A 13,247-nucleotide genomic window follows, 5' to 3' on the forward strand; every position below is an offset into this window, starting at 1 on the left:
CACAAACCGAATGTCAGAAAAATTACAACTTTAAAATTAGGTAGCCTCTTCATCTTAATTCTTCGTTTCACTTACAAAATTCAAAATACTTTTACCTAAATCTTTGGAAGTTGCCACGGCAATGCCTCGCTGATCTTGTTTGTTAACAGCGCAGTAAAAATGATATACAATACCTTTATACTTTAAAACGAAAGATTTATGGGCATACAACTCATCATACTTTTCTGATGACTCAATCAGGTTTTCGCCTGTCCAATCGGTCCAGTTTACCAGGTCATTGGAGGCAGCAAAGCGGTTAAATGAACCCTTTCTATCTTGCCAAAAGGCACCAAAGTAAAACATGACCCATGTATTGTTAATCTTCTGGATAACAGCATCTCCGGTAATACCAACTGGATGATAAACCACAGGATTTTTATTAAAACGCTGCCAATGAATCATATCGTCAGAAACGGCCATTCCAATTCGCTCATACCAGCGTGTTTTTTTGTTATTCACCAGCGAATCGCCAACAGCATTGTAGTACATCACAAATTGATGTCCAGTTAACTTTTGTTTATCCTCAATTACGGTGCTTTTAAAAAGTTTATCACGGTTTTCCCACCAGCGCACATCTGCATCGCCAGAAGCTAAAACAGGTTTATCTAACCGGCTCCATTCCTGAACTTTGGATGGATCTTGTTTGGTATAGGCCATGCCGATGGATAAGGGCTCCACTTCATATCCTTTTTCCTTACCACCGAAATAAGACATCCAATACTTGCCATCGAACTTGTTTACACCATAACTGCCAGCCCATTTGGTATCCAATAAAGCATTATAACCTGCCTTTTGATTATCATCCCAATGGCCTACATCGCCAAAGGACATGAGTTTGCCTTGATTCTCCCAATGCAGTAAGTCTCTACTTTTTGCTAGCCAGGTTTCGTAACCGCGACCGCTAAAAATCAGGTAAGTCATGTACCAATATTTACCCTTTTTAAAAATAGTCGGGCAATCCATTTTATGGTCTTTATCTGCTGGTACCATCACCAAACCATATTTATAAGGGGTTTTAACTTCCTGGTAAATTTTTTCCATCGTTTCTGCTGAAACAGGATTTAGGGTTTGGGCATTCAAATTCAATGCACTAACAAAAAGGAAGAATACGAGGATTATCTTTTTCATTTGTACGTTAAATTAAATTTATAGTAACCAGAACCGATAGCTATCTTGTTTTTACCATTCTCTTTTCCTGCTTCCTTAAATGATGATTTAAATTCTTCTGAGATAGCATATTTCGGTAAAACAGGCAAATAAACGGTAGCTGAAGAATTTACAGGAATGTTAACTTCTAAAGTAAAATTTTTAGCTGTTTTGGTCCATTTGCTCGATATTTCTCCATAAGGGCCATTATAGCTTACCTTAGCTGAGGTTAAATCGCCAACTGCTTCCGGTTCGATTTTAATGTGGTTAAAGGCAATTGAATTTTCTTCCTGGCGGATGCCACCTACGCCACTGTACAGCCATTCCATTAAGTGGCCCAGCATAAAATGATTATTGGATACGGTTGGTAAGGCTGCCCACGATTCGGTTAAGGCTGTTGCGCCTTTAGCCAACTGCATGCCATAGCCAGGTACATCAGAACGGCTGTTCATGTCGAAAATCAAGTCCGATTTCCCCGCATCTTCTAAAACGCGTAACACATATCGGTAACCAATATCCCCTGCTGTTAAGCTGTTTTTACGATTTCTTATGTCATTAACTAAATTCTCAATTACTGAAGTTTTATCTGTTTCTTCAACCAAACCCATATAAACTGCCATCGCATTCGCTGCTTGCGAACCTGTTGCGTATTGCTTGGTTTTTGCATTAAAGAACTTGTTATTGAAAGATTTTCTCACTTCTACAGCGAGTTTTGCATAAGCAAGTGCATCAGCTTTTTTACCTAAAAGCGTGGCAATATTTTCCATGATATTTAAATCATAGTAATAAATGGCTGTTCCGGTAACGCCCATTGGGGTTAATTGGGAAACACCAGGTGGATTCGGGCCTAAATCATACCAATCGCCTAAACCTTGTGATAAGATGTGATCATTTGCCTTAGTATCAAGGTATTTAATGTAGCGCTGCATCATCGGGTAATAATCATGCATCGCCTGTTGATCACCATACCATTGATATAAATACCATGGCATCAAAATCCCGCTACTGCCCCATTCAGGAGAATCGCGGAACATATCGCCCCCATATTCGAACTTTACGTATTCTGGGGAAATTTCAGGGATTAATCCGTTAGTCAGTTGGGAGTTTTTCATATCCTGCAAGGCTTTTTTAAACAGCGGTGCGGCGTTGTAATTGTAGCGTACAGAACTGCCCATTAAATGCAATTCTTCTAACCAACCTAGTTTTTCGCGGTGCGGGCAATCGGTAAATACGCTCACCATATTACTTTTTATCGCCCAATCGATCAGGCTAAAAGTTTTATTAAATAATTCGTTTGAGGAGGAAAATTTACCCACTTGCTCAGCTGCATTTCTAATGTGTAAGGCTTTTAAAACTTCTATTACAGCTTTGCCAGTTGTATTTTCCTTTCCAATTGGTACCCCACCTTTTACCTGAAGATAACGAAATCCTGTATAAAAGAATTTTGGTCGCCAGGTTTCCAAACCTTCTCCTTTTAATATGTAGGTAAAATAAGATGGCCCTCCAATATTTTTTTGCGTTACCGAACCATCAGCTTTTAATAATTCGGCTGGTGTAATGCGAATGGTATCGCCTTTTTTACCGCGGACTTTTAATTCGATAATGGCTGATGAATTTTGCCCCATATCATAAACCCATTCGCCATTGGTAACTGGATTGATATTTTGAGGGACAAAATTTTCGAAGATTTTTATTGGTTCTTCTTTCTGCGCATTTAATTCCGGACCATTAACCAGTAACGATAATTTCCATTTTCGATCGTTAAAACCATCTAAATTCCAGCCGTTTTGTTCAAGATTGGCATTGTAATCTTCCCCACCGTAAATGCTCGAAAAAGTTATGGGCGATGGTGCGGTTTTCCAACTTTGGTTACTTATAATGTTTGCATTGGTACCATCTGTATATTCAATCAATACCCGGCAGATCATTTTTGGGTAACCATTTGCAACCTTTAGTTTTCTATACCTTTCTTTAACTGGTGGAATATAATAAAAACCATTGCCCAACATCACGCCGATTGCATTTTCACCCTTTTTAAGCTGTTTAGTTAAATCATAAGTGAGGTACAATGCCTCTTTATCATACTTTGTCCAGCCGGGTGCCAAAAAATCATCGCCAACTTTAGCACCGTTTAAAGTCATTTCGAAATGGCCTAAACCAGAAATAAAAGCGGTTGCTTTTTTAATGGTCTTTGTAACCGTAAAACCCTTGCGGAACATAGGCAACACGTTATTTCCATTATATTTGTCTTTTTTGCCGTCTGTTGGTAAGCTGTTTTTGTTAGAATCAGCCAGTTTTTCATAGGCAATCCATTTTGCGCCTTTCCAATCCGCTACGGTTAGCAATCCCATTTGCCAAAACGCCAAACTGCTCCAGTCAGACTGATGACCGAAATTATCCCAAACACGGACTTTCCAATAGTAGGTTTGAGTTGATGAAAGCTTGACTCCCTTATAAGGTATTTGAATAGATTGACTTGAATTGACTTTTTTTGTATCCCAGATTTCGCCAATATTCTTATCTAAATTGCTTTTACTGCCCGAAACTAAAATTTGGTAAGCCGTTTGCATCACATTGTGTTTTGATGATTGCAGTTTCCAACTTAAACCCGGCGATTGTACATCAATTCCAATCGGATTATTCCGATACTCACAATCCAATCGGGCAACCTTAATATCTTGCGCAAAAAGCGGAATGCTTAACAGGTAAAGCCAAGAAAAGATTACGAGTTTACTCATCAATTTTTACACCATTTTAGGTGCTTGCTTAGGTTTATAAATGGTTATCAGCGATACAACTATTTTAGAAATAAATGCCAAATTCTTTTTGAATTAAGCACTTTAAATTTCGTAACTTTAAATTGCTATCTCTAATTCAAATATAAATGTTTTTTTTAAATATGAAAACATATATTCGTATTTAAATTATGCAAAATCTTCTGTTGTATAAATAAGAAAGCATTTTGTATGTTTGATATTGTAAAAAATACGCTACAGCCAAATTTAAACCCGTATGAACGAAAAAGAATCGAAGTACCAAGCCCCTGCTTTGGATAAAGGACTTGATATATTAGAGTATTTATCATCACAATCTGTCCCATTATCTCAAACTGAAATTGCCGTTGGTATTGAGAAAACACCTAACGAAATTTATAGGATGTTGATGAGTTTAGAAAGTCGGGGTTACATTTTACGCGATGAGGTTTCGGGTAAGTACAGGCTATCGCTTAAGCTTTTTTACCTTTCGCACAGGCACTCGCCAATTGATGAACTGCGTAAAGCTGCACAATTTCCGTTAGAGGAATTGGCCAATACCATTCGCCAATCGTGCCACCTGAGTATTTTATACATGAACCAGGTAATGGTAATTATCCATGCAAAAAGTCCTGGCCCCATTGCACTTTCTATTGAAGAAGGTAACTTATTCCCACTACCATTAACTGCATCAGGCAAGGTTTTATTGTCGTATATGCCTGATGATGAACGTAATACAACCTTAAAAAACAATTCTATTTTTAAAAAATATGCTAAGGCACAACAAGAAGATTTCTTGAATTCGTTAACGGATATTCAGCAAACAGGTTCTTATTTTAAAAACAGTGATTCGGTTTCGGGCGTTACCGACATTTCTGTGCCAATCGGTGTAGCAAGCAACAACGGCATTATTGCCTGTTTAACCATTTCGATGTTAAATGCGCTAAATGTAGATCAAACGATTGCCAATGATGTAATTCTTGCTGAGGCCTACAAATGCGTTAAAAAGATTGAGCAACGGATTGGAGTTTAACCCCCAACCCCCTGATGGGGGCTTTGACTTTCTAATCGTTAATATAACTGCTAACTGCAATTGCCAACTGATTTGGGCGTTCCCAAGCTACGCAAGGGGTCGGGCTTTTCAGGGCTCCGCTTCGCTTCGGTACCGATGAAGGATCGGTACTGAACCCTTACAATCCCTAACGCAGTATTTGTTGCAGTAAGCTATAGATAGGGAGATGTATAGCCAAGAACAACTGAGTTTGGTTAAATAAACCTGATAGAACGGAAAGCCCGGAACGAAGAATGAGTGAGGACTTGGAGGGAGAGCAGGGCTTTCATAACCTAAAAGCACCGAACCCCGCTTTTCTAAATAATATGACCGGCAAAATAAAGTCTCCACTTCGCTCCGGTACCGATGAGGAATTGGTACAACCCCCAACGCGAAACTACCGTATTGAGATTTTCTTTTAAACCTCGCAGGTTTACCAAAACTGCGAGGTTTAAGGTTTCTAGCCCGAATACTTCACATTATACTCTCTTCCCTTTTCAATCGTTACCTCATAAATTCCTTTCGAAATTTCTTTTACTTCTGCATCTTTTACAACTGGTTTCGATTTACTTTTAATACGCAATTTTCCTAATCCTGTTGCCGAAGACACCTTAATTTCTTTTTTACTGCAAAAAACAGCAATATCGCCATTGGCTGTTGGCACCTTGCCTTCTATCCATTCCAATCCGCCTAAATTGGGTTCAATGGTGTAGTTTTCGTAACCAGGGCTGGTTGGCTGAACTCCTAAATAGTATTTTCCCAATAAATAAATCGGACTCGCACCCCAGGCATGACAGAGGCTTTTCCCGAATGGCCTGCCATACATGGCTAAATGTTCTGTTCCCTTTTTATACGGGTTATATTCTTCCCAAAAAGAAGTGGCGCCCAGTTTTAACATTCCGCCCCAATAATTTTTCATTTCCTTAAGTACATAAGGTTGTTCGCCCATGGCACATAATGCTTCCAATTCATAAAAACGCATGTAAGGAGTAGTAATTTTGGCGATCTGATCGTTTAGCAATACATTCTTTTTAACAGCCAGTTTTTGTTCTGGAGTAAAATAATCAAAAAAGATCCCAAACATATTGGCATAACGGGTTACATTATCGGTTTGCTTATCGTTAACGCGACTATGCACCAATGCACTCTTATTTCGGTTCCAGTAGAGTTCGAAAATCTTGCTTTTCAGTTGTTTTGCCTGCTTATCGTATTTTGCCATGCCTTCGGTATCATTGGCCAATTTGGCGCATAAAGCCATGGTTTCTAAACTGCGCGCATACAAGAGCTGCTCAAAACTCACTTCTCCATCTTTACTCAGTTTGTCTGCCCAATCGATAAAAATCCAATCGCCAGGCATCCATTCCAACAAGCCGTTTTTATTCTTTCTGCCATCAATGTAGGTCATCAGCGATTGCATTCGCGGATAAATATCCTGTACAAATTTCTGGTCGCCTGTAAATTTATAGTAATCGTAAATCCCTAAAAACCAATAAAAAGAATAGTCCATAATGGTATTGATGTGTGCCGTTACCGGATCTTTACCACGCTGAGCAAGCAATGTGCGTTTAACTGTTGGCGCATCAAAAAACGAGTAATAGTTCATTAAATAACTTTGATAGGCATCACCACTCCATACCCAACGGTCGCGTTTTATGCCATCAATAAAAAACTCGCGGGTATTGAGGTGGAAAGTGTATTTAGCAACATCATAGATTTTATTGAGTTCGCTATCGGAAGATTTGAAACTTCCTTTTTCTGTTACAGGAGCATATTCGTACAGCATGGAAACAGAATCAGCTGATACCGAACCTTGAGCTTGATAATTGACATACCTGAAAGCTTTTGAAAGCGGCATAATGGAATCCTTTTTCTGAGGGAGGTCAATATCCAGATCATCCAAAGTTTCACATTTATCTGTTGATAAAGCCTCCTCTTTCGATTCACCATAATAAATACTCAATCGTCCTTTTCCTTTCAAACCGTGTACTTTTATAAACCCAAAAGTTTCCTTTCCAAAATCAGCAACTGCACCCTTATTTACTTTTTCGGTTTTAACTGCCGATTGCGCAACTACGGGCAATTTAAATTGTGAAGGCAATTTTGTCGGATCAGATAAGTTCCATGAACCTGCCGAAACAAAAGTAGTTCCTGATTTATCAGAGGTTTTTCCACTGGCATCTATCCATTCTTTATCCTCGAAAGTACTTAACCAGGTTTCATCAGAAACTACGGTCTTGCCTTGAACAAAAATTGCTGGCACATTAGCCTGATTATAAACTTTTAAGCTCAATTTGTGCTTTCCAGCGGGAATCTGGATACTTTTAGGAAAACCGGAAATCGCCTGTCCATCTATTTTCACATTGTAAGTGCCTTCTACAAACAACTTAACTTCTTCTGGCTGAGTAAGGGTAAATTCTTTATGAAAATCGACCAGCACATAGTGGCTGTCCATTTTCCAGAATACTGGGAAAAATGATCCTCTTTCGGTTCTACGGTTCTGCATTACATTGCTCATGTAGATATCGAAATCTCCAGGGTACCAGATCCATGAGGCTTTTTGAGCAAAAAGTTGTGCTGCCGAGCTTGCGAAAATGGCAATTAGGATAAGTTTTTTTAAGTTTTTCATATTATTGAATTTTTTAAACACAGCTCAACACAGATGAGCACAGATTTTTATATCTGTGTGCCTCCTTTTCATCTGTAGCTCATTATTTTTAATGCCCATTAAAGAAAAGGTAAAGTGCAACCATCACTATTGCTAATGCAATCCATGAGATCCAAACTGTTCGATCAGGTTTTTCGATGTTGGCTTCATGTTCCTTATTAACCGTGTATATACTTGGTGATCTATCCAATAAAGAAATTAAAATCGCGATAATTAGTAATCCGGCAAAAATGAAAAATGATAACATCAGGTAATGGGGCCAAAATGTATATTGATCTGAAGGCAAAATCCACAGGTAAGTTACCCCCACACCTAAACTTAAAACAGAGCCGATTGACAGGGTAAAATTTACCGCTTTTCTCGTCGTTCTTTTCCAGAAAACGGTAAGTAAAAATACAACAGAAAGTGGTGGTGCAATAAAGCCTAAAACTGATTGAAAAACGTCGAATAGATTTAGCCCTTTAATGTTATCGATAGCCAAAACAACAACAACAGCAAAAATACATCCCGCAACAACTGCCAAACGGCCAATACGGATAATCTGTTTATTACTGGCTTGGAGGTTAATTTTCTTTACATAAATATCCATGGTAAAAACGGTACTTAATGAATTTAAGGAAGACCCGATAGTGCCCACCAACACGGCAATGAGTACTACGATAACCAGGCCATTCATACCTGGAGGGAATAAATTGGTTACCATGGTCATATATGCTTCGTTCGGATCTTTTAAACCTGGAAAAAGCACATAACAAAGGATTCCAGTACCAATAAACAAGGGTAGGGAAAGGATTTTTAACCAGCCGATAAAACTCACACCCAATTGCCCCTGCTTTAAATTTTTAGCACCGAGAACGGATTGAACCATTGATTGATCAGTACAGAAAAAGGCTACAGCTGCAACAGGATAACCTAATAATATGGCGTACCATGGGTATTTTGGATCGCTGGCGGGCTGAATTAAATTCCAGAAGTGATTGGGTGTTTTTGCATACAATGAAGAAACCCCACCAACTTTGTTTAAGCCTAAAAGCATCAGGGAAAGCGAAACGGCAATCAATAAAATCATTTGAAAAACGTTCACTTTGGCAATGGCCTTTAATCCACCGAAAAAGGTGAACAAACCAGCAAAAGCCACCAATACCGTAACAGATTGCCACATGGGAATGCCCAAAATCTGGCGGACTAAAAAGCCGCCTGCAAACAAACCCAATGATAACCAAGAGATTAAAATTTTAACCAACGCATACCAGGCGAGGATATTTTGTGTAGAATCGCCGTAACGGTTACCCATAAACTCGGGCATGGTGCTAACCTTAGCGGCAAGGTATTTTGGCGCAAAAACAATTGCAAGTAAGAATAAAAATATAAAGGCATACCAATCGAAGTTGACGGCCACAATACCGGTGCTATAACCAATGCTTGCAAAGGCCAATAGCATTGAAGGGCCAACGTTTGTGCCCCACATATTGAAACCAATGCTGCTCCAGTTTAAAGATTTATTGGCCAGAAATAAGGTTTCATCATCATTTTTCTTTTTAGAGAAACTGGCGCGATACCCAATGATTATCAGCACTATAAGGTAAGCGATTACGATGAAGTAATCTAAACTGGTTAAACGTTCTACAATGTTTCCCATTAGGTTTATTTTGGTTAGTTTTATTTATTGCCACGGAAACACGGAATTCACGGAGCCAGACGACCATTTTTATAGTTACGTCATGCTGAATTCATTTCAGCATCTATTTTACCAAATAGATTGCTTTGTCGTTCCTCCTCAGCAATGACGATTTTTCTTTTACAATCCTATGGATTCCCTTGTAATGTGATTTGCTTTCAAAATTTCATCAACTTTTACAGGTAAACCAGTTTCTAACGATTGATCCATTGCTTGTAGCAAAGCCACAGTTCCAATTCCTTCCTTTAAATCGGGATAAGCGGTAAAGTTGTTGTTGATGCTATCTGCAAAATAATCCAGGTAATTCTGGTATTCTCCTGCATGGTGGCTTTGTCCTTCAAAACGGAAATAATGTTTTAAGGTCGAATCGCCCCAGGTTATTATCTTTTCTTCGCCGGTTTTTGTAGTAACCGAATAACGCAGTTCATGGTAATCGGCCTGGCTTGCCCCTTCTGTTCCGCGGAGGATGCAGCTCATGCCACTATCGCGACTGGCGGGTTGTGTTGGGCCTGTATACGCACCGCTAACCCTTGCAATCCGGCCATCTTTTGCCTTGAAAATAAAGTGCATCGTATCCTGGTTTTTCAGTCCGGCTTTTAAGCCATTGCTACTCAACATGCCATAGCCCATTACTTCTTCAATATCAGGCATGTACCACCTGATAAAATCTACCGGGTGACTTAAGCCTCCATACAGCCATTTAAATGATTGTTTTAAAGACCAGCCTTTCTCCAAAAACCAACGGTGATCTGCATGGTAATGACTTTCTATTGTGATTAATTCTCCGATTAACCCTTCATCAAAATCTTTCTTTTGGCGCATTGCAGGCTCGAAAAAGCGTGAACTTTGCCCTACAAAAATCTTTTTTCTCGATTTCTTTGCCAACTGCAACAGCTCATTGGCTTGAGCTAAATCATCAATAAATGGCTTGGTACAAACCACATGTTTTCCGTGCTCCAGTGCCAATTTAATGTGCTCAAAATGCAGGTGATCTGGCGTATAAATCGCAATCATGTCGATTTTATCGCTGGTTAACATATCCTCGTAATTGGTTGTCCAGTTTTCAAAATCGAACTCCAAAGCACGTTCTTCGCAAAGCTTTTTATTGGCATCGCAAATCTGGATGAGCTTAAATTTTCTACTTGATAGTGATGCTGAAATTGTGCTTCTGCCCTCTCCTAAACCTAAAATCCCTAATCTTAACATGATATTATTTTTTCTAAGCGTTTAATATTTCCTCCTCCTGCCCCCTCCAAAAGGGAACAATAATACTTCTAACCAATCGGTTTAAAGAACACCCAAACCTCATCGGGTTTTGTGCCTTCAATTCCTTCCTGGTATTTTTTCATAATGGCATTCCATTCATCCACCTTTGGATTGTTCTCGGTAGTTTTTGGATTTAAATCATCTAATTTTTTCCCTTTTGGGATGCTAATAATCAGCATAAGCTGCCGATCATTTTTAAAAATGGCCAATCGTTGAAATTCTGCATTACAAAACCCCTTTGATATTTCGGGCCATTTTTGAAATTGTGTTTTATGATAATCTAAATATTCTTTTTGCATTTTTTCATCCTTAACCAGGTTGGCCGATAAAATGATGTTATCCCATTCTTCAACTGGCTTATCTCCGCAGTTTTTTTCTCTGTTGAAATCATAAAACAGGTTATCGTATAACTTAATTTCGGATGCGTTAAGGCGTTTTAGGGTTTGTTTTAAGCTCTCTACTTTTAAGCTAGAGGTGTAAATCACCAATCGGTTATTCCACTTATAAATTGAATTTGCCAAAAGGTTATTTTCTTTTGCAAAAGTCGTTAAAGTATTATTGCCTGGAAGATTATCCGACTTAAAAACCAATTCAAATACAATTGATTGATTTACAGCCTCATTAATCCCTCTTTTGGCGTAGTGGGCTTTTTCCTTTAATAAATATTGAAATGCGCTTTCTAAGCCGGCATTTTGCTTAACCTGATCTGAAACTTTTGGTCCGTCGCTTTCCCAAACATTACCTGATCCGTTGGCATTTTGGAGATACTTTTCTGTTGGTGTCCAATTGTTTTTGATGGTGAAATCAGATGATCCTTCATCGGTATACAGATAGAACCAATGATCTGGCAAATGCGCGTAAGGCGCCTTATAAATGCTGTCGACTACATTATCTGTTATAGATGATCCTGGCTGGGCAGACAAAGTGTAAATCCCGGCAACATCATACATATGTTTTCCGTAATGGTGTATTTTATTACCGCTAATTATGTTGTTCGCCATCGCGTTTTTGGTTTTCGTCCAACCCCAACCCATGCTGATGCCCGAGTAAGAAACATCACTGATTTCGTTATGAAGAATTTTAATGCCGCAAACATAACCTGCCCCAATACCTACTGCGCCCCAATCTTCATTGGTAACATCTGTAATCAGGTTGTTTTCGATGTTGTTATTGCCCGAAATTTCTCTTTTATCAGTCGGATTGTATGGCAAATGCACTTCAACAGCTTCATCGGAGAAAGTTCCAATCAAAATGGCCGAACCACCAATATCTTTGAATAAATTTCCTTTAATTTCATTGTTTGTAGTTCCTTTATTATAATCCAAACCTGTAGAAGCGAGATGGACGAAACGGCAGGATTGAAATGAGGTATTGTTAGCATAACTAACCTTAATAGCAGCTGCCGGCCGGCCAACCCATGCCTGATTTTCTAAAGTTGGTTTACCCGGTGTGCCGGCTTTATTTAATTTGTAAGCATCGAGCATATACATACCAGCCTGATGTGGCACATGCCCCTGTTTTGATGGCCTCAACCAGGTAGCATGTTCGAAAGAAATGCCTTTAAAGCTCACAAAAGAAACTGGTTGATCTATCGTTCCACCAATTTTAATAAGTGTCTCCAGTGCTGGGGCAATTACCTCGGCATTCTGCATATTTTCTGAAGCGTTTGGCCAATAGTAAAGTTTATGATTTTGCAGATCTTCATACCATTCGCCAGGTTCATTTAAAAACTGGATGGCATTGCTGAGGTAAAAAGCTGAATTTCCTGTTTTGTCTGAAATCCATGGTGCTGGCCAGGGATGTTCGGATTGTATTCTGCTCTCAGGTTGCATAAAAGAAAGCTCAGCTGTATTGCCAATCACTTTAACTGATTTAACACGGAGATTTGCAATAGCCCACCATTGATGGATCAGCATTTCCATTCCTTTGATATTGGTTAAATTAATACCTTCTTGCCTTGGAATTTTACAGGTTTGTTTCTTGCTATCCCATGACAAAATCCTTCCCATTTCTACGCCATTGTAATTTTTTGCACGGATGGCCTTTTTATCGTTTACCCAGAGCTGCCTGAATTGCAGATCGCTCCCGTCAAAATTTGGAACATCTGTAACCCAAACTTTGCCCGTTGCTTCTTTTGGTAAGCCTGGGATGGTACCATATAGTTTTCTCCAACCTTTAATTTTTACCCCACCACTTAAAACAACCTTATCATTGGCAATTATCTGTGTCGGACTATTGTTTGTACCTGAATCTTCTGGTCTAAGTATTATCGGTTCATCCAATTGATAAAAACCTTTGCCAATTATAATTCTAATACCACCTTTAATTGATGTATCGTTTAAACGTCTAAATTCGCGCGCTTTACGTAGGGCTGAATGAAGTGTTGCCAAAGGATTTTCTTTAGTGCCTAAATTGGTGTCAGATCCATTTATTGATACATAAATATCTGTTGCATTAGCATTAAAACACAATAAAGAAAAAAGAATCGAGAGGCTAAAAAGTGGTAGTTGTTTGGTTCGTGGAAACCCGAACCAAGGCGTTAGAGATTTAAATTTTAGCATAGATAGTTGGTTGGTCTGTAACCACAGAGACCAAGGAGCAGGTAAAGAAGATATGAACCAAGGCATGGATATATCGCCCCAGTACTTG

Annotated in this window: 7 protein-coding genes; 1 reads left to right on the forward strand and 6 read right to left on the reverse strand. The window is 39.0% G+C overall.

What is annotated here, in order from left to right; translation table 11 throughout:
* Positions 1 to 54: 54 nt before the first annotated feature.
* Positions 55 to 1,167 (reverse strand): hypothetical protein, encoded by a 1,113-nt coding sequence (locus ASE74_RS07900; RefSeq protein WP_055906773.1) that lies wholly within the window; start codon positions 1,165 to 1,167, stop codon positions 55 to 57.
* Positions 1,164 to 3,923, reverse strand: coding sequence for a family 78 glycoside hydrolase catalytic domain (locus ASE74_RS07905; RefSeq protein ID WP_055906777.1), 2,760 nt, complete (start codon positions 3,921 to 3,923; stop codon positions 1,164 to 1,166). Before ASE74_RS07905 ends, ASE74_RS07900 begins: the two co-directional genes overlap by 4 nt.
* Positions 3,924 to 4,197: 274 nt before the next feature.
* Here ASE74_RS07905 and ASE74_RS07910 point away from each other — a divergent pair, with 274 nt between their 5' ends.
* Positions 4,198 to 4,971: an IclR family transcriptional regulator gene (locus ASE74_RS07910; RefSeq protein ID WP_055906781.1), complete on the forward strand. Its 774-nt coding sequence runs from the start codon at positions 4,198 to 4,200 to the stop codon at positions 4,969 to 4,971.
* 478 nt (positions 4,972 to 5,449) lie between these two features.
* Here ASE74_RS07910 and ASE74_RS07915 read toward each other — a convergent pair whose 3' ends face one another.
* From ASE74_RS07915 to ASE74_RS07930, 4 genes are all read right to left on the reverse strand, one after another.
* Positions 5,450 to 7,615 carry an amylo-alpha-1,6-glucosidase gene (locus ASE74_RS07915; protein ID WP_055906785.1) on the reverse strand — a complete coding sequence of 722 codons (2,166 nt, stop codon included), beginning with the start codon at positions 7,613 to 7,615 and terminating at the stop codon, positions 5,450 to 5,452.
* 88 nt (positions 7,616 to 7,703) lie between these two features.
* The gene (locus tag ASE74_RS07920; protein WP_055906788.1) at positions 7,704 to 9,293 is read right to left on the reverse strand and encodes an SLC5 family protein; all 1,590 of its coding nucleotides are present in this window, start codon (positions 9,291 to 9,293) and stop codon (positions 7,704 to 7,706) included.
* A 159-nt stretch (positions 9,294 to 9,452) separates the two neighbouring features.
* Complete coding sequence (locus ASE74_RS07925; protein ID WP_055906791.1) at positions 9,453 to 10,538, reverse strand: Gfo/Idh/MocA family protein; 1,086 nt, start codon at positions 10,536 to 10,538, stop codon at positions 9,453 to 9,455.
* A 68-nt stretch (positions 10,539 to 10,606) separates the two neighbouring features.
* Positions 10,607 to 13,159 carry an L-rhamnose mutarotase gene (locus ASE74_RS07930; RefSeq protein WP_055906924.1) on the reverse strand — a complete coding sequence of 851 codons (2,553 nt, stop codon included), beginning with the start codon at positions 13,157 to 13,159 and terminating at the stop codon, positions 10,607 to 10,609.
* Positions 13,160 to 13,247 lie beyond the last annotated feature (88 nt).

The sequence above is a fragment of the Pedobacter sp. Leaf216 genome (assembly GCF_001421515.1).
Classification (GTDB): domain Bacteria; phylum Bacteroidota; class Bacteroidia; order Sphingobacteriales; family Sphingobacteriaceae; genus Pedobacter.

What these genes read in the sequence shown, in the direction of transcription:
- ASE74_RS07900 (WP_055906773.1), bottom strand. Translation starts at nt 1,167, where the DNA reads ATGAAAAAGATAATCCTCGTATTCTTCCTTTTTGTTAGTGCATTGAAT.
- ASE74_RS07905 (WP_055906777.1), bottom strand. Translation starts at nt 3,923, where the DNA reads ATGAGTAAACTCGTAATCTTTTCTTGGCTTTACCTGTTAAGCATTCCG.
- ASE74_RS07910 (WP_055906781.1), top strand. Translation starts at nt 4,198, where the DNA reads ATGAACGAAAAAGAATCGAAGTACCAAGCCCCTGCTTTGGATAAAGGA.
- ASE74_RS07915 (WP_055906785.1), bottom strand. Translation starts at nt 7,615, where the DNA reads ATGAAAAACTTAAAAAAACTTATCCTAATTGCCATTTTCGCAAGCTCG.
- ASE74_RS07920 (WP_055906788.1), bottom strand. Translation starts at nt 9,293, where the DNA reads ATGGGAAACATTGTAGAACGTTTAACCAGTTTAGATTACTTCATCGTA.
- ASE74_RS07925 (WP_055906791.1), bottom strand. Translation starts at nt 10,538, where the DNA reads ATGTTAAGATTAGGGATTTTAGGTTTAGGAGAGGGCAGAAGCACAATT.
- ASE74_RS07930 (WP_055906924.1), bottom strand. Translation starts at nt 13,159, where the DNA reads ATGCTAAAATTTAAATCTCTAACGCCTTGGTTCGGGTTTCCACGAACC.